Annotated in this window: 17 protein-coding genes; 9 read left to right on the forward strand and 8 right to left on the reverse strand. The window is 51.9% G+C overall.

The window, feature by feature from the left end; all coding sequences use genetic code 11:
- Nucleotides 1-59: 59 nt before the first annotated feature.
- The 7 genes from PJE062_RS07725 to mutM form a co-directional block, all read right to left on the reverse strand.
- Nucleotides 60-1,349, reverse strand: coding sequence for an ABC transporter substrate-binding protein (locus PJE062_RS07725; protein ID WP_008548790.1), 1,290 nt, complete (start codon nt 1,347-1,349; stop codon nt 60-62).
- A 61-nt stretch (nt 1,350-1,410) separates the two neighbouring features.
- Complete coding sequence (locus tag PJE062_RS07730) at nt 1,411-2,502, reverse strand: ABC transporter ATP-binding protein (protein ID WP_008548452.1); 1,092 nt, start codon at nt 2,500-2,502, stop codon at nt 1,411-1,413.
- On the reverse strand, nt 2,499-3,281 hold the full coding sequence (locus tag PJE062_RS07735) for a DeoR/GlpR family DNA-binding transcription regulator (protein WP_208982213.1): 783 nt from the start codon (nt 3,279-3,281) through the stop codon (nt 2,499-2,501). The genes PJE062_RS07730 and PJE062_RS07735 overlap by 4 nt, the downstream gene beginning before the upstream one ends.
- Nucleotides 3,282-3,479: 198 nt before the next feature.
- Nucleotides 3,480-4,124 (reverse strand): GntR family transcriptional regulator, encoded by a 645-nt coding sequence (locus PJE062_RS07740; RefSeq protein WP_008548547.1) that lies wholly within the window; start codon nt 4,122-4,124, stop codon nt 3,480-3,482.
- 164 nt (nt 4,125-4,288) lie between these two features.
- On the reverse strand, nt 4,289-5,716 hold the full coding sequence (gene gndA / locus PJE062_RS07745) for an NADP-dependent phosphogluconate dehydrogenase (protein WP_008548725.1): 1,428 nt from the start codon (nt 5,714-5,716) through the stop codon (nt 4,289-4,291).
- Nucleotides 5,717-5,916: 200 nt separating this feature from the next.
- Nucleotides 5,917-6,861 (reverse strand): L-lactate dehydrogenase, encoded by a 945-nt coding sequence (locus PJE062_RS07750; protein ID WP_008548488.1) that lies wholly within the window; start codon nt 6,859-6,861, stop codon nt 5,917-5,919.
- A 107-nt stretch (nt 6,862-6,968) separates the two neighbouring features.
- On the reverse strand, nt 6,969-7,871 hold the full coding sequence (mutM, locus tag PJE062_RS07755) for a bifunctional DNA-formamidopyrimidine glycosylase/DNA-(apurinic or apyrimidinic site) lyase (RefSeq protein ID WP_008548726.1): 903 nt from the start codon (nt 7,869-7,871) through the stop codon (nt 6,969-6,971).
- 108 nt (nt 7,872-7,979) lie between these two features.
- On the opposite strand from mutM, the gene ubiE reads away from it, so the two are divergent.
- The 3 genes from ubiE (at nt 7,980) to PJE062_RS07770 (ending at nt 11,337) form a co-directional block, all read left to right on the forward strand.
- On the forward strand, nt 7,980-8,783 hold the full coding sequence (gene ubiE, locus PJE062_RS07760) for a bifunctional demethylmenaquinone methyltransferase/2-methoxy-6-polyprenyl-1,4-benzoquinol methylase UbiE (protein ID WP_008548603.1): 804 nt from the start codon (nt 7,980-7,982) through the stop codon (nt 8,781-8,783).
- 6 nt (nt 8,784-8,789) lie between these two features.
- Complete coding sequence (gene ubiB, locus PJE062_RS07765) at nt 8,790-10,373, forward strand: 2-polyprenylphenol 6-hydroxylase (RefSeq protein ID WP_008548250.1); 1,584 nt, start codon at nt 8,790-8,792, stop codon at nt 10,371-10,373.
- Nucleotides 10,374-10,674: 301 nt separating this feature from the next.
- A complete protein-coding gene (locus tag PJE062_RS07770; RefSeq protein ID WP_008548637.1) occupies nt 10,675-11,337 on the forward strand; it encodes a TetR/AcrR family transcriptional regulator in 663 nt (220 codons plus the stop codon).
- Nucleotides 11,338-11,345: 8 nt separating this feature from the next.
- On the opposite strand, the gene PJE062_RS07775 is transcribed toward PJE062_RS07770, so the two are convergent.
- Entirely contained in the window at nt 11,346-11,966 is a 621-nt protein-coding gene (locus tag PJE062_RS07775) for an alpha-ketoglutarate-dependent dioxygenase AlkB (protein WP_008548592.1), read from the reverse strand.
- 136 nt (nt 11,967-12,102) lie between these two features.
- Here PJE062_RS07775 and PJE062_RS07780 point away from each other — a divergent pair, with 136 nt between their 5' ends.
- The 6 genes from PJE062_RS07780 to hslV all read left to right on the forward strand — a co-directional run bounded on the left by PJE062_RS07780 (nt 12,103) and on the right by hslV (nt 20,208).
- Entirely contained in the window at nt 12,103-13,596 is a 1,494-nt protein-coding gene (locus tag PJE062_RS07780) for an FMN-binding glutamate synthase family protein (RefSeq protein ID WP_008548817.1), read from the forward strand.
- A gap of 1,066 nt (nt 13,597-14,662) precedes the next feature.
- A complete protein-coding gene (gene dnaK, locus PJE062_RS07790; RefSeq protein ID WP_256377904.1) occupies nt 14,663-16,633 on the forward strand; it encodes a molecular chaperone DnaK in 1,971 nt (656 codons plus the stop codon).
- A 352-nt stretch (nt 16,634-16,985) separates the two neighbouring features.
- Entirely contained in the window at nt 16,986-18,113 is a 1,128-nt protein-coding gene (dnaJ, locus tag PJE062_RS07795; RefSeq protein ID WP_008548319.1) for a molecular chaperone DnaJ, read from the forward strand.
- Between the two features lie 66 nt (nt 18,114-18,179).
- Nucleotides 18,180-18,785 carry a class I SAM-dependent methyltransferase gene (locus PJE062_RS07800; protein ID WP_208608903.1) on the forward strand — a complete coding sequence of 202 codons (606 nt, stop codon included), beginning with the start codon at nt 18,180-18,182 and terminating at the stop codon, nt 18,783-18,785.
- A gap of 159 nt (nt 18,786-18,944) precedes the next feature.
- Nucleotides 18,945-19,535 (forward strand): NADPH-dependent FMN reductase, encoded by a 591-nt coding sequence (locus PJE062_RS07805; protein WP_008548356.1) that lies wholly within the window; start codon nt 18,945-18,947, stop codon nt 19,533-19,535.
- A 124-nt stretch (nt 19,536-19,659) separates the two neighbouring features.
- Nucleotides 19,660-20,208, forward strand: a complete 549-nt coding sequence (gene hslV / locus PJE062_RS07810; RefSeq protein ID WP_008548483.1) for an ATP-dependent protease subunit HslV — start codon at nt 19,660-19,662, stop codon at nt 20,206-20,208.
- Nucleotides 20,209-20,261 lie beyond the last annotated feature (53 nt).

Raw genomic sequence — 20,261 nt, forward strand, 5'->3', positions numbered from 1 at the left:
ATGCTGGAGCGAGGCACAAAACAGCTGCGCCTCGCTGGATCACGAGAAATCAAAAGAGCTTAGCGATATTCGGAAAGAATACGGTCTGCTTCAGCTTGTGCACCCTTCAGAGCGTCTTCCGGTGTTTTCTTACCGGTGATTGCAGCATGCAGAGCATCGTTGAACACGCGGGTTACGCGCTGGTTCTGGTAGGTGGAAAGCTCAGCAACCGCATGCTTCAGCTGCTCACGAGCAACCAGTGCTGGTGGGAAGTCAGCAGCATAAGCCTTCATCTCATCAGTTTCCCAGGCTGCTGGAGACGGAGCAACATAACCAGTCGCCATGGACCATTTTGCAGCCTGTTTTGGAGCGGTGATCCACTTTACGAAGTCTACAGAGGCTTTCTTCTGCTCATCGCTGGAGTCTTTGAAGATGTAGAAGTTACCGCCACCGGTAGGAGCACCACGACGTTTGTTTGCTGGCAGCATGGCAACGCCGAAGTCGAACGGAGCGTTGTTGCGCACGTTGGTTAGGTTGCCAGTAGAGGTCCACATCATCGCGGTGTTACCTTCGAAGAAGGCCTTTGGCGTTGCACCCCATTCAATGATACCCGGAGCCATCACGCCATGTTTGGCGGAGAGATCGACAAGGTACTGAAGTGCTTCAACAACCTTCGGATCGTCGAAGTTGGTCTTGTTGCCGTCAGAGTTTGCCAGAATAACGTCGTTCTCGGTGGTCAGTCCCTGGAACAGCCAGTATGGGAAGCCTGAGGACGGAATACGCACACCCCACTGGGTCACGTTGCCGGATGCATCTTTCTTGACAAGCTTCTGGCCCATGGAAACCATTTCTTCCCATGTTGCAGGTGCTTTTTCTGGATCCAGACCAGCAGCCTTGAATGCTTCCTTGTTCCAGTACAGAACTGGAGTGGAGCGTTGGAAAGGAATGCCGTAGGTCTTACCACCAGTCTGAGAGTTCTCCATGAAGGCAGGATAGAAGCTGTTCAGCCACTTTTTGTCTTCTTCGGTGTTGGCGATCTCGTCAAATGCAATAATCACGTCTTCATCGATCAGAGTGAACATATCGACTGACAGGATCACGGAGAGCTGCGGAGGATTGCCGCCGCGAGCTGCAGTCAGCGCTTTGGAAACGGTGTCCTGATAGGAACCGGCATAAACCGCATCAATGTTCACATCAGGATTTGCAGCTGCGTACTCTGCAGTCAGCTCTTCAATGGTTTGAGCGGCTTTACCGCCAACAGCTACAGGGAAATAAAACTGCAGATCAACCGCATGAGCGCTGATCGCAGTACCAAGGGATAGAGCAGCGGCAGAAGCTGCCAGACCTAAAGACTTGAAAATGGATTTCATAGGTTTATATCCTCAAATTGCCCTAGTTTTTGGGGCACTCCAATGCGCTGATGCGCGTTTTTCAAGCCGGCTCGAATTGCACCTCGACCGGCTTGAATTCTTCCCGGCGCTTGCCGGTATCTCTCTGAAAACTTGCAGGAATTTCTTCGTCCCAGGCCAATCCAATATTCTGGCCCGGTTTTAACTCAGTGCTGCCCTTCACGCGTACAAGCAGCTTTTCACCGCCGACTGAGCAATTCGCCAGCGTATCCGCTCCCATGTATTCAAGGCTCACAACCTGAGCAGGAATACCGTTTTCACCAGTTAATCTGATGTCCTCTGGCCGCAGGCCCAGCAGGCAACCTTCTGGCGCTTCAGGCAACAAGGACTGGGCGGTCTCTGGCGTCACCGCACGAACCTTATCCAGCTCAACGATGTTCATGGGCGGTGTTCCGATAAAGCGTGCTGTGAACACGCTGGCTGGTCGCTCATAAATCACCTTCGGTGTTGCGACCTGCTCAACTTCGCCCTTGTTCATCAGCAACACCTGATCTGCCATGGTGATAGCCTCGGTCTGATCGTGGGTTACGTAAACCATTGTCAGACCAAGTTGCTGCTGTAGAGCACGCAGCTCAACACGCATCTCCTGACGAAGCTTGGCATCAAGGTTAGAAAGCGGCTCATCCATCAGGCAAACCGGTTTTTGTGAGACGATGGCACGCCCAAGAGCCACACGTTGCTGCTGCCCTCCTGACAATTGTGATGGTTTCCGGTCCAGCAATTGAGAGATACCGAGAAGATCAGCTGCATTCTTCAACCGTTCATCCCGCTCCGCTCTGCCAACCTTGCGCACCTTCAGGCCAAACAGAATGTTCTCGGCAACAGAGATATGCGGAAAGAGCGCATAGTTCTGGAACACCATGGAAATGTCGCGCTGGGCGGGAGAGTGATAAGTCACATCTCTCCCGCCAATAATGATTTGCCCGGAAGTTGCCTCTTCCAACCCGGCAATCAAGCGCAACGTTGTGGACTTACCGCATCCACTGGGCCCCAAAAGAACCGTAAAGCTTCCACCTTCCACCGACAGGTTCACGTTGTTGACTGCCGTTGTATCGCCCCATGACTTGGTCAGGTTCGTAAGTTCAAGGCGAGCTGGATGGTGCAGGCTGCTCATAGAGGTGGCTCCTGTTTGCAGATAACGAGTTCTGCAGATGACTTCTCAATTATTGAAAGGATTGAAGCTGGCGGCGTCTCCTCGCAGAAGATCCGGGTGACATCACTCAGGAAACCCGCACGCACGTGGGCGAGACGGCCAAACTTGGAATGGTCCAGAACAAGGAATGACTGGCGACAGTTTGCCAAAATAGCCTGACGTGCAGCAGCTTCATCCTCGTTGAAGTCCAGAAGCGTTCCGTCACTATCCACGCCAGCAACACCAAAGATGCCGATGTCGAATTTGTAGCTCCTGAAAAAGCCTTCTGCACTGGAACCAAGAACGTCCAGATCCCCATGCCGCAACCGTCCGCCAGCAATTGTCACTTCACTGGAGGTATTCCGAAGAGCGGCAATGGCAACGTTCATGTTGTTAGTGAAGACCTTCAGCCCTTCATGGGTCTCAAGTGCTTCTGCAACAATCTCCGGAGTCGTGCCGATGGAGAATGCAAGCGTTGCGCCGTCACCGATGTACTCAGCAACGGAATGCGCAATTGCGTTCTTGGCCTCTAGATTGAGGATCTTCCTGGCTTTGTAGGTGATGTTGCCCCGATTGGCAGGAACTTCCACACCACCGTGTACTCGCCTCAAAAGCCCTAGTTCACTCAACCGATTGATGTCTCGGCGAATGGTCTGAGTGGTGACGGCAAACTGGTCGGACAACGAGTCGACACTTGCGAAACCGCTGGATCGCACGAGAGAAATGATCTCTGATTGTCTGATAGTGAGCGTTGTTTCCATCACAAAGTCTGCTTCAATCCGCAAATATGCTGTTCATATGAACATCTACTATGTTCATATGAAACTTATGTGATATCTCAGGCTAATAAAAGTGAAGCTTATTTGGGCTGGTTTTCTAGGTACTTATACCGACTCACTTAAACAAAAAGCGCGCTCTGATGGCAGAACGCGCTCCAAATCACCAAATTTTTGGTTGGATCAGGTCAACTGAGTGAAGAACTTCAAGCGAGCCTTATGCGCCTCCGCAATGTGGTGGCGGGCAGCTTTGTCAGCGCGGTCACAGTCACGTTTGGAAATCGCATCCACGATCTCAGCATGCTCCTCAATCGCCAACCGCCGACGATCATCATCCGTCAGGGTTGTGCCTGCAAGCAGCAGCAGGGACAAACGCATATGATCGATCTGCTCAACCAGATAGCGGTTGTGTGAGGCAAGATAGAAACGCCGGTGGAACTCACGGTTGGTCTTGATCAGACGCTCAGCATCCGCAAGGTTCTGCATGTCAGACTCAACCATCTCCTGCAGAATCTCGATCTCAGCCGTCGAAGCATGCTGCGCAGCCAGGCGGCCAGCAGTCCCTTCCAACACTTCACGCAGATAGTAAAGTTCGCTGATCTGGTTGTGGTCCAGACTAGGAATAACCATGCCGCGGTTTGGCTCGTGAACAGCAAGCCCCTGCGCCTCAAGGCGCTTTAGGCCTTCGCGGATCGGGGTGCGGCTCACACCGAATTTCTCTGCCAGTTCAGCTTCCCGCAGGCGACTGCCGGGTTTCAGTTCACGGCTCTCAATCGCTTTAATGAGACGGCGGTAAATCTCAGCTCCGTTGGGTGAATTGGCAGTCACGTCTAGTTCCCGGGATTAGTAAAGGCTCGGTTTGTAGCAACTACATGCCAGCCTTTTAAAGGACGGGCAGGGCCACACATGCGGTCCTGCCAGTTTCTGCGATAAATTTCAATCAGGCATAGCACAGCCTAGTTAATAACTAGCATGCCTAAGTTGTTTAGGGCTTACGCACCACCTGCAGGCCATGGGCCATGGAAGCCGGAGCCTTCTTTGTCTGTACGCTCAAAACCATGCTGACCAAAGAAGTCGCGCTGACCCTGAATAACATAAGCAGCAGTGCGTTTCTGGCGGATCATATCGAAGGAAGCAAGTGCTGCTGAAAGAGCAGGTGTTGGGACACCGTTTGTGACGCACAGGCTCAGCACATCGCGCAGACCTGGAACTGCATCTTTCATGCGTTCGATAATTGCAGGGGCCAGATATAGAGACTTCAGTTCAGGATTCTCATCGTACGCTTGTGCAATCTCATCCAGGAACCGAGAACGGATAATGCAGCCCTGACGCCAGATGCGAGCGATATCGCCCATCGGCAGATCCCAGCCGTTTTCCTTGCCGCCTGCAGCTAGTACAGCAAAGCCTTCTGCGTAAGCAGAAATCTTACCAGCAATCAACGCACGTTCACACGCTGCAATGCCTTCCTGCTTTTCTTCCCAAGTCAGAATTGCATCCGACTGCGGGTAGATATCAGCAATTTCTTGGCGTAGTTCGCGTGCAGAAGAAAGGCAACGAGCAGCAACAGCCGCATCAATACCGGTTGCAGGAACACCCAACATGTGCGCTTCAACAGCAGACCAGCGACCAGTACCTTTCTGACCAGCTGTATCAAGAATAACGTCAAGAATTGGCTTGCCGCTCTCTTCGTCAACCACACCCATCACGTTTGCAGTAATTTCGATGAGGTAAGATGCCAGAGGGCCTTCGTTCCATTTGGAGAAGATCTCTGCCTGTTCCTGAATGCTCAGGCCTAGGGTAGAGGTCATCACTTCGTGCACTTCGGCGATCATCTGCATGTCAGCATATTCAATGCCGTTGTGCAGGGTCTTTACGAAGTGGCCAGCACCTTCTGGGCCCATCAGAGCAACGCAAGGCTCATCATTGTGCTTTGCTGAGATTGCTTTCAGGATCGGCTCAATGCGCGCATATGCGGTTTCAGAAGCACCAACCATGATGGAAGGACCAAAGCGAGCGCCTTCTGCACCACCGGAAACGCCCATGCCAACAAAGGTGAATGGCGTATCAGCCAGTTCTTTGTAGCGGCGGTTGCTGTCGTGGAAGTCGCTGTTACCTGCGTCGATCAGGATATCACCATCTTTCAGGTGATCTTTCAGAACAGAAATCTGCTGATCAACAGGTGCGCCTGCCGGTACCATCAGAATGATAGGACGAGGGGCTTTGATGTTCGCTACCAGCTCTTCAGTGCTGTAGCATGGAATGAACATATCCTTGAGGTGACCAGCCTTTTCCATGAAAGCCTGGGTTCCCTCTGCAGTACGGTTGAATACCGCTACCTTATAGCCATTGTCTGCGATATTGAGAGCCAGATTAGCTCCCATGACGCCCAGCCCTACAAGGCCGATGTCCGCCTGTGTCATCAATACTCTCCGCGCTGCAAGTAGTGCACAAACACGCGCAAAAACCTAATCCAATAGCTAACTTGGCGATTGTATGCGCTTGTGCATCAGAAACTAGGTCTGTGGCATAGGTGAAAAACAGGAATTTGCCAAGGTAGGAATAAGAAAATTCCGCAAAAGCCTAATAAAACTGCCGAAATTATGCTTTTGCGGGACCTTCGTTATTTCAGGTGCTTGGAAAGCACTTCTTTTGCAGCTGTTTCCAGCGCAACTGCGGAAGCTTGCAACTGACTGCGCTCCACTTCATCCAGACTTGGGAACAGCGTCGCTTCAATGCCATCAGCTCCCAGCACGCGTGGTACAGAAAGAGCCGTATCCTTCACGCCGACAATCTCTTCATTGACGATAGAAAGACTGATGACAGCGTGCTCATTGGTCAGGATGGCTTTCACAATGCGGGAGAGGCCGGAGCCAATACCGTAGTTGGTCGCGCCTTTGCCTTCGATGATGGAGTAAGCCGCGTAGCGAACGCCATGATCAATGCGCTCACGCACTTCCTGTGTGATTGGCTTGTTGATCTGCTCTGCGAACGTAAACAGCGGCGTGTTACCAGCCTTCGCGCCAGACCACACCAACACTTCACTGTCGCCATGTTCACCAAGAACGTCCGCATGCACAGATGTTGGCGTAATGCCCAGATGCTTACCCAGCAGCGTACGGAAGCGCGCTGTATCCAGAATAGTACCAGACCCAATCACGCGATTGCGTGGCAGACCGGAGATCTCGGTCGCAACCTGGGTCATGATATCAACGGGGTTGGTCGCAATAATCAGGATCGCGTTTGGTGCGTACTTCAGCACTTCCGGAATAACGCTTGCAAACACACCTGCGTTTCGCGCCAGCAGCTCAATACGGGTCTCTCCCGGCTGCTGGTTCACGCCAGCTGCAATCACAACAACGGCCGCATCTTTCAGGTCGCTGTAATCACCACCGATAATGCTCATCGGGCGTGCGAATGGGGTCGCGTGAAGAATGTCTTCTGCCTGAGCAATGGCGAGTTTTGGGTTGTAATCGACGAGAACGATTTCGTTGCCCACACCGTTTATGGCCATGGCATAAGCAGCAGTACTTCCAACCGCGCCAACACCAACTACACCGATTTTCATAGGGCTATCCTTTTCTCATCACTCGCTTCTTAAATATTATGCCTGTGTCCTAGACAGTTGCTCAAGGGAATGCAATTCCCTCAAGCGTGACATATCAGCTCGCATAATTATTTCTGGCACTTAGGGCAGAAGAAGGTTGAGCGCCCGTTCTGAACCTTGCGTTCAATAACGCCAGAACACTTCGGCGTTCGGCAGGCTTGTCCTTCACGATCGTAGACCGAAAAGTTGTGCTGGAAGTACCCGAGAGATCCATCAGCTTGCCGGTGATCCTTCAGGGAAGAACCTCCGGACTTAATCGCTTCCTGCAGCACTTCCCGAATGTGATTGGAAAGCTCATCTGCCTTCTTGAGCGGCTTGCCGGACTTGCCCGCAAGTGTGGATGCGCTGTTGAAAGGACTTAACCCCGTTCTCCAGAGTGCTTCACACACATAAATGTTACCCAACCCTGCAATGAACTTCTGATTGAGCAAAGCAGCTTTGAGTGACGTTTTCCGGTTCTCAAACAGCTTGGCAAGATAAGCTCCGTCCAACTCGTTGCCGAGCGGCTCAATGCCCATATCGACAAACATCGGATGCGTCGCCAACTTACTGCGTGGAATGAGAACCATGAACCCAAAGCGCCGCGGGTCGTTGTAAATGATCTTCACAATCGTCTCGCGATCAGCAGGGCGAACATGAAAGATCACATGATCATGCTGCGGATGCTTGCCTTTTGCATGATACATTTCAACGGTTTGCGTCGGTTCTGCATCTTCAGTCTCGATCCATCGGAATGAGCCGGACATGCCGAGATGCATCACCAGAACATCGCCGCTATCCAGATCAAGCAGCAGGTACTTGGCACGGCGACTGAAGGAAACGACCTGACGATTTTCCAGTCGTTCTACAAAATCATCGCCGAATGGGAAGCGAAGATCAGGTCGGCGTTGTTCAACTCTGCAAATTGTTGCATTGTCAAAAAAAGGAGCTAGTCCGCGGCGGACTGTTTCAACCTCCGGTAATTCAGGCATAAGATATCCGTTGGTACAGTGGTTTGCTGCTGGGCAAAGATTGCGTTCTAGAATAGCGCTTTGTAACAAGCTGTACTATGTTCGCCCGCGAAATGGAGTGATTTGATTATGGCGCGTGAGTTCTCAACCCCTGAGCAGGCATCCGTAACAGACCCGACTGAAATGGCAACAAGCTTCGGGTTTCGCACAGTTCGCGAAGGTGAAAAGCAGGATCTGGTGGATGATGTTTTCCACAAAGTGGCATCCCGCTATGACCTGATGAACGACCTTATGTCTGGTGGACTGCATCGTCTCTGGAAAGATGCGATGGTTTCCAGCCTGAACCCACCAAAGAATGGCGCCCGCGTTTGGCGACATCTGGACGTGGCTGGCGGCACTGGCGACATCGCAACCCGTGTGGTTGAGCGTTCCAACCGAACCATCAAATCAACCGTCTGCGACATCAACGGCTCCATGCTGGGTGTAGGCAAAGACCGCGCAAACGCAGCTGGCCTTGCCGAAAACATCGAGTTCATTCAAGGCAACGCAGAAGAATTGCCTTTCCCGGATAAGCATTTCGATGCCTACACCATCGCATTCGGTATCAGAAACGTTCCGCAAATCGACAAAGCCCTGAGCGAAGCATTCCGAGTGCTGAAGCGCGGTGGCCGCTTCATGTGCCTTGAGTTCTCTCAGGTTGATGTTCCGGCGCTTGATAAGGTCTATGATCTGTTCTCCTTCCACGCCATTCCAAAAATCGGACAGGTCGTGACAGGTGACGGTGATCCATACAGCTACCTCGTAGAATCTATCCGAAAGTTTCCTAATCAGGAACGTTTTGCGCAGATGATACGGGACGCAGGCTTTGAGCGTGTCACATACAGAAACTACACTGGCGGTATCGCTGCACTTCACTCCGGCTGGAAAATCTAACCAGTTATGATCGCTAATATTGTGCCATTTATGCGTCTGATTTTCGCGGGTTATGTCATGGCCCGCGAAGGTGTGTTTGGACTTGTCTCTCTGCCGGATCTGCCTCCCGGACCGCGCCTTGCCATCGGCATGGCTCGTATGGTTGAGCGCCGTGGAATTGAGAAGAAAGACGCAGCCGCCCGCCTGACCGATGCATTGAACCGCCTCGGCCCTTCCTACATCAAGCTGGGCCAGTTCCTCGCAACACGCCCAGATGTGGTTGGTAAGGAAGCCGCTAAAGAACTTTCTGCTCTGCAAGACAATGTACCGCCATTCCTCACCGAATATGCGCGTAAAACGGTTGAAGAGCAGCTCGGCAAAACCGTTGAAGACCATTTCGAAGAGTTTGGTGAGCCTGTCGCAGCAGCATCCATCGCACAGGTGCACCCAGCGTACTTTCGGAACCGCGATGGTGAGCTGGAAAAAGTCGCGGTTAAAGTCCTACGCCCCGGCGTGGAACGTGGTTTCAAACGCGATCTGAAAAGCTTCTATCTTGCTGCACGTCTTGCAGAACGGTTCAGCCCGGCAAGCCGCCGTCTCCGTCCGCTTGCGACCGTTGAGACTTATGAGCGTGCCGTTATTCTGGAAATGGACCTGCGCATGGAAGCTGCAGCCCTTTCCGAAATGGGTGAGAACAGCAAGGATGATACAGATTTCCGCGTTCCAAGCGTAGACTGGCCACGCACCTCTCGTTCTGTGCTCACCATGGAGTGGGTTGATGGCGTAAAGCTCTCCAATCTGGAAGGCATTGAAGAAGCTGGCCATGATCTCGCCGAGCTTGGCAACAAGGTCATCCAGACTTTCCTGCGCCACGCAGTGCGCGATGGTTTCTTCCACGCGGATATGCACCAAGGCAACCTGTTCGTAGAACCAGATGGAACGCTGGTCGCAGTAGATCTGGGCATCACCGGACGCCTTGGCCTCTCAGAGCGCCGCTTCCTTGCTGAGATCCTCTACGGTTTTATCACTCGCAACTATCTCAGAGTGGCTGAAGTTCACTTCGAAGCAGGTTATGTACCAGCTGATCAGGACGTTGACATCTTCGCTCAGGCGATCCGGGCTATTGGTGAACCGATCCACGGACATGATGCCAGTGAGATCTCAATGGCTCGCCTGCTGACCCAGCTGTTTGAAGTGACTGAGATGTTCAATATGCACACTCAGCCTCAGCTTATCTTACTGCAGAAAAACATGGTTCTGGCAGAAGGCGTCGCCCGCTCGCTGAACCCGCATTTGGATATGTGGAACACAGCCGACCCTGTAGTCACCAGCTGGATTCAGCGCAATCTGGGGCCAATGGGACGTATTTCAGACCTCGCAACCGGTGTGACTGTTCTGGGCCGTCTGGCCAGTGACCTGCCAATTATCGCAGATCGCGCGAGCAAGTTTTCCAATCAGCTTGAGTCGATGGCCAACAATGGTCTGAGATTTGACGAGGCAACAGCTGATGCAATTGGAAAGTCAGAGGCAAAGCACAGCCGCTCTGGCCGCATAGCGCTCTGGGTCATTGCTCTTGCCCTCTCTGCAATTGCCTATGGCATCCATCTCTAAGAATTTCTGAGTTGATACTATGAAAAACGGGAGTTGTTACGCTCCCGTTTTTTATTGGTTAGCCGGCTATTTCCTCAATAATCTAGAAATAATTAGATCATACTAAGTTACTGCATAATTTTATCTAAGATTTATATAGTCATTGCAATTGATGATATGAATTGTAGGCGGGTTGTAACCCAGTAAAACGTGCTAAAAGCAAGATAGCTTGAAAGAAGTATTTGAGATTTCTAAGGGACTACTCAGAGTCTTAGGGAAACTCTCAAAGCATTTGTAAAACTATCTTCCTGGAGGTGCCGCTGTGCCAGACAGTTCTGAACTGGGGACCCGTGAACGGTTACTTGATGCCGCTGAACGCTTGCTCGCTGAACATGGTCTTGCGGAAACTTCAGTGAGAATGATCACTGAAAAAGCAGACGCAAATGTTGCTGCCGTAAACTACCATTTTGGCAGCAAAGAAGACCTCGTCAGAGCTGTCTTCATGCGCCGTCTCCGTGAAATCGACGACATGCGCATGCAGCGCCTCGACGCTCTGGAAGTTGGCGGGCGCCAACCAGATGTCGAGGAAATCACCCGAGCCTTTATGGAGCCTCTGATCGTTCAAGGCATCTCCAGAGACACTGGTAAGCTGGTCCCGTTCGTGGTCCTCATCCGGCAAGTCTTCTCAGATCCTGAGTCCGGCCAGAAGATCATGCACTCCTGGGAGCCTCCCAAGATCATCCTGCGTATCACTAAGGCGCTGGCAAAGGCCACAGAGAGCGATATTCCGACAGGCCCTCGGGCACAGCTACTCATGATGCTCATGCACAGCGCCACGCTTGAAGCGCTGTATGTCGTCACCGGCGCCTCAAAAGGCCCCTATGATGAAGAGCTGGATCAGGACGAAATCGTGGAAGGCACCATCCGTTTCGTCTCAAACGGCATCAAAGCCTTCTTCATGGCAAGCGCGCTGGAAGAAGCCTGATCTGCCAACTAGAACGGCGAGACACGGCGGAGCGTCAGGTTCAACCTGCCTCCGTCTTTGAGTAGGCTCGAACTCCCGCCAAGTATGCGGTCAATACCGTGATGGCAAAGCCGCGACGCTCCTCCCAAAACAACCACGTCTCCTGAGCTCAGTTTCAGTGATTGTGTCGGGCCTCCGCGCTTTACGCTGCCAAGGCGGAATACGGCTGTGTCTCCCAGACTGACGGAGACAACCGGCGCTTCAAACGTCTTTTCATCTCGGTCCTGATGCATGCCCATTTTTGCGGTCGCCGCGTAGTAGTTGACGAGACAGGCCTCTGGTGCCGCCTCACACTCACCCACCTGCTTCCACAAGCTCAACAAGACTTCCGGTATCTCCGGCCAAGGCTGTCCACTCTCTGGATGCTGAGGTTGATACCGATAGCCGTTGCGATCAGACACCCAGCCTAAGGAGCCCAGATTTGTCATGCGAACAGAAAACGGCTTCCCAGTGCGTGGCATCACTGGAGTGAACAAAGGCGCTTCTTTTACGAGGTATCTGAGTGTCTCAACAAGCTCCTTCTGCTCCTCAAGTGAGAAGTAGCCCGGCAGGTATTTGAACCCCTTAGGAAAGTCATCGCTCAACTGCATCAAAACACCTCATTTCAATCCGGCTAATCTGCTGAAAAGTCCGCTTATAAAAACGGAAAACTTGGAGAGATTTGCCGAAAGTGAATTTAACCCATATTCCTCAAAATAGTGGTTTCCCGGTTAAGGAGAACCACAAATGCACCTTCTTCCTCCGTTGCTCGCAGCTGTGCTGAATATTTTTGCAGCATTTGTCTCTCTGCTCATTCTGCTCACGCTCATTGCGGTTGTCGTTTTATATGTGGTTGATCGAAGACAGCATAAAGATGCAATACGACACAATTTCCCCGTTGTTGGCCGTTTCCGAGCGCTCTTTTCCTATCTGGGCGAGTTCTTTCGCCAATACTTCTTTGCGATGGATCGTGAGGAAATGCCGTTCAACCGAGCAGAGCGAAACTGGGTGGACCACGCTTCAAAAGCCGAAGGCAACACCATGGCCTTCGGTTCAACTAAAAACCTGAGCATTCCGGGCACCGCACTCTTCGTTAACGCTCCCTTCGCCAAGCTGGAAAAGGAAATCGACGAGCCAGAACCTCTCCTGATCGGTCCTTATGTCGAGAACCCATATATCCCACCCAGCTATTTCAACATCTCTGGCATGAGTTTCGGTGCGATATCGCGCCCAGCCGTCCTCGCTCTCTCCCGAGGTGCCAAGATGGCAAACTGCTGGATGAACACCGGCGAGGGCGGTCTGTCGCCATATCATCTCGAAGGTGGTGCTGACATCGTCTTCCAGATCGGCACAGCGAAATACGGCTGCCGAAATGAAGACTGCACCCTCAATGAAGATAAGCTGAAAGTCATCACGGACCATGCGCAGGTCAAGATGGTTGAAATCAAGCTGGCACAAGGGGCCAAGCCCGGCAAAGGAGGTCTTCTTCCAGGCGGCAAAGTGACACCTGAAATCGCAGAGATCCGCGGCATCAAAGTCGGTCAGCCTTCCCACTCACCAAATCGCCACCCCGAAATCAGCAACACCGGCGAACTGCTCGACTTCATAAGTCGGGTCCGTTCAATTGCGAAGAAACCGGTTGGCTTCAAAACGGTTATCGGATCAGCTCACTGGATCGAAGAACTTTGCCATGAAATTAACCACCGCGGCATTGAGCACGCCCCTGATTTCATCACCATCGACTCCGCAGATGGCGGTACAGGTGCTGCACCAATGCCGCTCATGGATAACGTAGGCCTGCGTATCTCCGAATCTCTGCCGATCGTGGATCATGTTTTGAGAAAGCATGATTTGCGGGACCGTATCCGTATCATCGTCTCCGGCAAACGCATCACCCCTTCAGCTGTCGCTCTGGCTTTGTGTGCGGGAGCAGATTTTACGGTAACAGCGCGTGGCTTCCTGTTCTCATTGGGCTGCATTCAGGCCATGCGATGTAACAAAAACACATGCCCAACCGGCATCACCACCCACAACGAAGCCCTACAGGCTGGCCTCGATCCCACCGAGAAAAGCCACCGCGTAGCTGCCTATTGCCATAGCGTGCGGATGGAAGTGGACATGATCGCTCATGCATGCGGCGTAGATGCTGCAAGACAGCTTTCACGGGAGCACGTTCGTATCGTCCAGGAAAATGGGAACTCATTACCGTTGGAAGAGATCTATGAACGCTACCCGCTCTGATGGCTGTTGGTGTTGCCATCATTTGTGTTTGAGTTGTAGCCGTATGCCTCACCTTCTGCTGGGTATGTTTTTCCTAGCAGTTTCTTCAATAGATAGAACATCAAGAATGGTGCACCAAAAAAACAGAAAAATATGTAGGAGTAGACCAAGAAAGCTTCAATCCAGTGGTAATTGGTGAAAAGCCATTCTGGTAGATCGTCTAGTATTAGAAACGCATTTGGGGTCGACGGTGAGAACGCTAACGCTAGATACCAAGTACCCAAAAAGCTAGAGGTAACCTGTAAACTAGGTTTTTGCTTATGTAATAAGTAGAAATATGCTGGACTAAGACAAGCGACACTTATTGGAGATATGATTGAGCTCAAAAGAAAAGTCTTTATGACCATTCCTATAGTTATTAAGAGTCCGTGCTCATCTAAAAGTTGCGGGAGTGAGGCGCTCCTGTCCATTATGCAGCAGCCATTCTCGTAATAAGGGAGCCCTAAGGTGTAAACAAACATCCCAACGGTGGCGCCGACATAGAGTGTTTTTAAGTTTCTAATCCAATTTGCCATGAAAAGTCCCACTAGAAATCATATTTTAAAATATGAAGGGCAGTCTAGCTGTACATATGTGTTCCGCAATCTAAGAATGGAAAATTGCTTTGTTCCGGATCTGTAGAGGTGCAGCCCTCTGCCATAGCGTGCGGATGGAAGTGGACATGATCGCTCATGCATGCGGCGTAGATGCTGCAAGACAGCTTTCACGGGAGCACGTCCGTATCGTCCAGGAAAATGGGAACTCAATCTCACTGGAAGAGCTCTATCCACAAACACCCTCTTAGAAATGGGGGTAACGCAGAAAAGTGGGATGCAATAGAGGTGTTTCTGGGTGGTTTTCCAAAGAAAATTTCGGTTTCTTAACTCAGAAAAAGGCTTCGGATAGGTCTTGTGTCGATATATCGGGTCCTGTCCCTTGCAGGGGCAGGGGACCCCTCTTATATAGCCAATTGAAGTTTTCTTGCGTGTTTGCGACAACTCACGCAAGTGCAATGTATTGGGGACCGGTTGGAAGCTGATCCGACATTATCCGAAGGCCTTCGGGGTTCGGGCGGTCTGCCGAAAGGAGAGTGAAAAACATGGCAAAGGTCATCGGTATCGACCTCGGCACGACAAATTCGTGCGTATCTGTAATGGACGGCAAAGACGCCAAGGTAATTGAAAACGCAGAAGGTGCGCGTACTACCCCTTCTATGGTTGCTTTTACTGATGATGGTGAGCGCCTTGTAGGCCAGCCAGCGAAGCGTCAGGCTGTAACCAACCCAACAGACACCCTGTTTGCTGTTAAGCGCCTCATCGGTCGTCGTTTTGATGATCCGACTGTTGCAAAAGATAAAAAGCTCGTCCCATACGAAATCGTAAAAGCCGACAACGGCGACGCATGGGTTGAAGCTGAGGGTGAGAAGTTCTCCCCATCCCAGATTTCTGCTTTCATCCTGCAGAAGATGAAAGAAACCGCTGAAAGCTTCCTTGGTGAAACCGTCACCCAGGCAGTTATCACCGTTCCTGCATACTTCAACGACGCTCAGCGCCAGGCAACCAAAGATGCCGGTAAGATCGCTGGTCTTGAAGTTCTGCGTATCATCAACGAACCAACTGCTGCTGCCCTTGCATACGGCATGGACAAAAACGATGGTAAGACCATCGCAGTTTACGACCTTGGTGGTGGTACCTTCGACGTTTCCATCCTGGAAATCGGTGACGGCGTATTTGAAGTGAAGTCCACCAACGGTGACACCTTCCTCGGTGGTGAAGACTTCGACATGCGTCTGGTTGATTACCTCGCAGACGAATTCAAAAAAGAACAGGGCATTGACCTGAAGAACGACAAGCTGGCTCTGCAGCGCTTGAAAGAAGCTGCTGAAAAAGCAAAGATCGAGCTGTCTTCTTCTTCCCAGACCGAAATCAACCTGCCGTTCATCACAGCAGACGCAACCGGTCCTAAGCACCTTACCCTGAAACTGACCCGCGCGAAGTTCGAGCAGCTCGTTGACGATCTGGTACAGCGTACCGTGAACCCAATGAAAGCAGCTCTGAAAGACGCAGGCCTGGCAGCTGGTGAAATCGACGAAATCGTTCTCGTCGGTGGTATGACCCGTATGCCTAAGGTTCAGGAAGTTGTTAAGCAGTTCTTCGGTAAAGAGCCGCACAAAGGCGTGAACCCGGACGAAGTTGTTGCAATGGGTGCAGCAATTCAGGCTGGCGTTCTGCAGGGCGACGTTAAAGACGTTCTGCTTCTCGACGTTACACCTCTGTCCCTCGGCATCGAAACCCTCGGCGGCGTGTTCACACGTCTGATCGACCGTAACACCACGATCCCAACCAAAAAGGGCCAGGTGTTCTCTACAGCTGAAGACAATCAGACTGCAGTGACCATCCGCGTCTTCCAGGGCGAGCGTGAAATGGCTGCGGACAACAAGATCCTCGGTCAGTTCGATCTGGTTGGTATCCCACCAGCACCACGCGGTGTGCCACAGGTTGAAGTTACCTTCGACATCGACGCCAACGGTATCGTGAACGTATCCGCTAAGGATAAGGGCACCGGTAAAGAACAGCAGATCCGCATTCAGGCATCTGGTGGTCTGTCCGACAACGACATCGAGCAGATGGTGAAAGACGCTGAGTCCCACGCTGAAGAAGACAAGAAGCGTAAGGAACTGGTTGAAGCGAAAAACCAGGGTGAAGCTCTGCACCACTCCACCGAGAAGTCTCTGAAAGAGTACGGCGATAAGGTCTCTGAAGAAGACAAGTCTGCAATCGAAAGCGCTCTGGCAGCTCTGAAGCAGGCTCTCGAAGGTGAAGACCTCGAAGACATTCAGGCGAAGACTCAGGCTCTTGCAGAAGCTTCCATGAAGCTCGGCGAAGCTATGTACAAAGACGCTCAGGCAGCTGAAGAAGCTGGCGAAGGCGCTGAAGACGATGGCGAGCCAAAGCCAGTTGACGATGTTGTTGATGCAGACTTCGAAGAAGTTCGCGACGACGACAAAAAGTCCAGCTAACTAATACTTTCACCTCGCAAGCTCCAACGGGCTTGCGAGGTGAACTTTATTGAAGTATTTCCCGACTGTATGGAAGATTTGAGTTAAACAGAACCTTTGGGGTGCAATTGCATTCGAAGGAACTGCTTCCTACATATGGGGTGCTGGGAATGCGTGCGCTGTGCTTGAAGCTGCACCAGATTGACCAGCTGAACAGTAAACAGTTTTGTTTTGAAGAAGAGTGCAGTCCGCGAGTGAATTCGCTGTAAAGCAAGAATGGCTTCGACTGCCACCAGTTACCTCAGACTGAGCTGACGTTCTCCTGAGGCTTCAAAACGCAGATAGACATCACGTCTTTGGAGCTTATTTCATAATGTCTAAACGCGACTACTATGAGGTGCTGGGGGTAGCACGGGAGGTCGACGAAAAGGCACTTAAGAGCGCTTATCGCAAACTTGCGATGAAATACCACCCGGACCGCAATCCTGGTGATGATGAAGCGGAAGCAAACTTTAAGGAAGTAAGCGAAGCTTACGAAACCCTGAAAGACCCGCAAAAGCGCGCAGCCTACGATCGATTTGGCCATGCAGCCTTTGAAAACGGCGGCTTTGGTGGTGGCGGTGGAGCAGGTCCGGGCGACTTTGCTTCTTCCATGGCAGACATTTTTGATGAGTTCTTCGGCGGCGGCGGTGGCCGTCGCGGCTCCGGTCGTGAACGCGGTGCTGACCTGCGCTACAATCTGGAAATCTCTCTTGAGGAAGCCTACGAAGGCAAATCCGTCGAGATCGAGGTTCCAACTTCCGTAACATGTGAACCTTGCAGCGGCTCCGGTGCTAAATCCGGAACTCGTCCATCCACCTGCCCAACCTGTGGCGGTGCAGGGCGTGTGAGAGCGGCTCAGGGCTTCTTCACCATGGAACGCACCTGCCCAACCTGTCAGGGTCGTGGTGAGATCATCACTGATCCATGTGACAGCTGTGGCGGTACAGGCCGGACAACAAAAGAGCGCACGCTCTCAGTCAACATTCCATCAGGCATTGAGGATGGTACGCGTATTCGCTTGTCGGGTGAAGGCGAAGCAGGTGCTCGCGGCGGTCCGGCTGGCGATCTCTACATCTTCCTGTCCATTCGTCCGCACGAGTTCTTCCAGCGCGATGGTGCAGACATCTTCTGCCGCGTGCCGATTTCAATGACAACCGCTGCTCTGGGTGGTCAGTTTGAAGTTCCGGCACTGGATGGCAACACCGCCCGCGTGAAGGTTCCTGAAAGCACTCAGACCGGCAAGCAGTTCCGTCTGCGTGGTAAAGGCATGCCAGTAATGCGGTCTAGCCAGAAGGGCGACATGTATATCCAGGTTGCCGTTGAGACACCAACAAACCTTACGAAGAGGCAGAAAGAGCTTCTCTCAGAATTTGAAGGTGAATCTTCTGGTGAAAACCATCCTGAATCTACTGGCTTTTTCGCGAAGGCCAAAGATTTTTTAGAAAATTTCAAAGCTTAGGACTTTAAAAGGCCATCAAGCAGTAATATCTCAGTAGTACCCTTTGTTGTTGCTACGGAGAGTTGAATGTTTCACGAAACGCGGTCCCGGGCTGAAAACGCCTTGAACAAATTTCGTGAACCTTCCAAGTTTCTTCGGGCGTGGGTGGAAGCACCACTCACGACCGGAGCGGTCGCACCCTCCGGCCCCGTTCTCGCCCAGAGAATGGCAGAGTTCGTTCCCGTCCAATCCCAAAATCCAGTTTTAGAGCTTGGTCCTGGCACAGGCCCGGTAACGAAAGCTATTCTGGAAGCTGGAATCTCCAAAGAACGCCTGACCTGCCTGGAGTACAGCCCCGACTTCTGCGAGCATCTCAGCGAAAAATTCGAAGGCCTGAATGTTGTACAGGGTGACGCCTACAACATGCATCCGAGTCTGGGGCACATCGAGCCCAACTCGCTCTGTGCCGTTGTCTCCAGCCTTCCGTTGATCTCTCGTCCTATGGAGTTCCGCCTGAAGTGCATCCGTGATGCCTTTGCGTTGATGAGGCCGGGCGCGCCGTTCATTCAGTTCTCCTATTCTCTGGCCTCTCCGGTTTCGCTGAAATCCAAAATGTTCAGCTGGTCGAAAACCGGATGGATCGTGAAGAACATTCCGCCTGCGCGGGTCTGGATCTATCGCAAGCCCTTTTGATTTTGCGATAGAGTGCTTTAAGCGGGCAAACACCTAAAAACACATGTCTTCCATAAACCTTACGCTTGGGTACTATGGGGTATTCTGCGTGCCGGATTTATCCGAGATCTTCCCACTCTTAAGCGCGAGAGTGCTGAGCCCTGTCGTGAGGATAGCCCTATGAAGCCAAAGATACTGGTGTTTTCAGGTTCAACCCGTAAAGGGTCCTATAACAAGATGTTGGCTGCGTTGGTGGCAAAGCATCTGACAATCGCAAACGCGGACGTTACAACAATCAGCCTCGCTGACTATCCTCTCCCAATCTACGACGGTGATCTGGAAGATGAAACGGGTATCCCCGAGAATGCCTTCAAGCTCAGAAAGCTCATTGAAACCCACCACGGCATTTTCATCGCCAGCCCCGAGTACAACTCCTCCATTACCCCGCTGCTTAAAAACACTCTCGACTGGATCAGTCGCATCCAGCTGCCGGAAGAAGAGCCGCTCCAACTCTTCCATACATCCGTATATGCCGTCGGCGGCGCTTCCCCTGGAGCGCATGGCTCTTTGCGCGGACTAATGCATCTCAGAACGATCATGGAGGTCTCTCTGGGGTGTTTGGTTCTGCCCGAAATGATCTCAATAAACTTTGCCGGCAAATCCTTTGATGAGAATGGTGACCTCACAAAAGACCACCAGATCAAGCGATTGCATAAGCTTATTGAACGCTTCGTGAGCGAGGCGAGCCACGTAAAGCTACAGGATAACTGAGTTTTTTTGGCTTGTCGCATTGGCAATGCGCAAAGGACTACATACATAATACCGCAGACACAAATTTGAAAATGAGTTGCGCGGGAGTTTGCTCCGCTGCCAATTGAACTCTGGAGAAAAATGAATGAGTGAACCTGAACAGTGGCACGGCACAACCATCTTGACCGTGCGCAAAGGCGGCAAAGTCGTAATTGCTGGAGATGGTCAGGTATCTCTTGGATCAACGGTTATTAAGGGCACTGCACGTAAGGTCCGCCCACTGGCTGGCGGCAAAGTTATTGCGGGCTTTGCAGGTGCCACTGCTGATGCATTCACGCTGTTTGAGCGCCTCGAAGCAAAGCTGGAACAATACCCGAACCAGCTGATGCGCGCTTGCGTGGAAATGGCAAAGGATTGGCGGACAGACCGCTATTTGCGTCGCTTGGAAGCTATGATGCTGGTTGCCGACAAAAAGCACTCTCTGGTGCTGACAGGTACCGGTGATGTGCTTGAGCCAGAAAATGGCGTCATGGGCATCGGCTCCGGCGGAAACTTCGCCCTGTCCGCAGCTCGTGCGCTGGTTGATATGGATCTGACCGCAGAAGAGATTTGCCGCAAGTCCATGACGATCGCAGCAGACATCTGCGTCTACACAAACAGCAACGTCACAGTCGAAATACTTGACGAAGAGTAAGCGTTGCAAAAGAGCTAGCTGGAGGTCAGTGATTTGGGATCTCCAGCCCGTTT

It is taken from the genome of Pseudovibrio sp. JE062, from assembly GCF_000156235.1.
Classification (GTDB): domain Bacteria; phylum Pseudomonadota; class Alphaproteobacteria; order Rhizobiales; family Stappiaceae; genus Pseudovibrio.

Coding starts and splice junctions, on each gene's coding strand:
- PJE062_RS07725 (WP_008548790.1), bottom strand. CDS start 1,349: ATGAAATCCATTTTCAAGTCTTTAGGTCTGGCAGCTTCTGCCGCTGCT.
- PJE062_RS07730 (WP_008548452.1), bottom strand. CDS start 2,502: ATGAGCAGCCTGCACCATCCAGCTCGCCTTGAACTTACGAACCTGACC.
- PJE062_RS07735 (WP_208982213.1), bottom strand. CDS start 3,281: ATGGAAACAACGCTCACTATCAGACAATCAGAGATCATTTCTCTCGTG.
- gndA (WP_008548725.1), bottom strand. CDS start 5,716: ATGACACAGGCGGACATCGGCCTTGTAGGGCTGGGCGTCATGGGAGCT.
- PJE062_RS07750 (WP_008548488.1), bottom strand. CDS start 6,861: ATGAAAATCGGTGTAGTTGGTGTTGGCGCGGTTGGAAGTACTGCTGCT.
- mutM (WP_008548726.1), bottom strand. CDS start 7,871: ATGCCTGAATTACCGGAGGTTGAAACAGTCCGCCGCGGACTAGCTCCT.
- ubiE (WP_008548603.1), top strand. CDS start 7,980: ATGGCGCGTGAGTTCTCAACCCCTGAGCAGGCATCCGTAACAGACCCG.
- ubiB (WP_008548250.1), top strand. CDS start 8,790: ATGATCGCTAATATTGTGCCATTTATGCGTCTGATTTTCGCGGGTTAT.
- PJE062_RS07775 (WP_008548592.1), bottom strand. CDS start 11,966: ATGCAGTTGAGCGATGACTTTCCTAAGGGGTTCAAATACCTGCCGGGC.
- PJE062_RS07780 (WP_008548817.1), top strand. CDS start 12,103: ATGCACCTTCTTCCTCCGTTGCTCGCAGCTGTGCTGAATATTTTTGCA.
- dnaJ (WP_008548319.1), top strand. CDS start 16,986: ATGTCTAAACGCGACTACTATGAGGTGCTGGGGGTAGCACGGGAGGTC.
- PJE062_RS07800 (WP_208608903.1), top strand. CDS start 18,180: ATGTTTCACGAAACGCGGTCCCGGGCTGAAAACGCCTTGAACAAATTT.
- PJE062_RS07805 (WP_008548356.1), top strand. CDS start 18,945: ATGAAGCCAAAGATACTGGTGTTTTCAGGTTCAACCCGTAAAGGGTCC.
- hslV (WP_008548483.1), top strand. CDS start 19,660: ATGAGTGAACCTGAACAGTGGCACGGCACAACCATCTTGACCGTGCGC.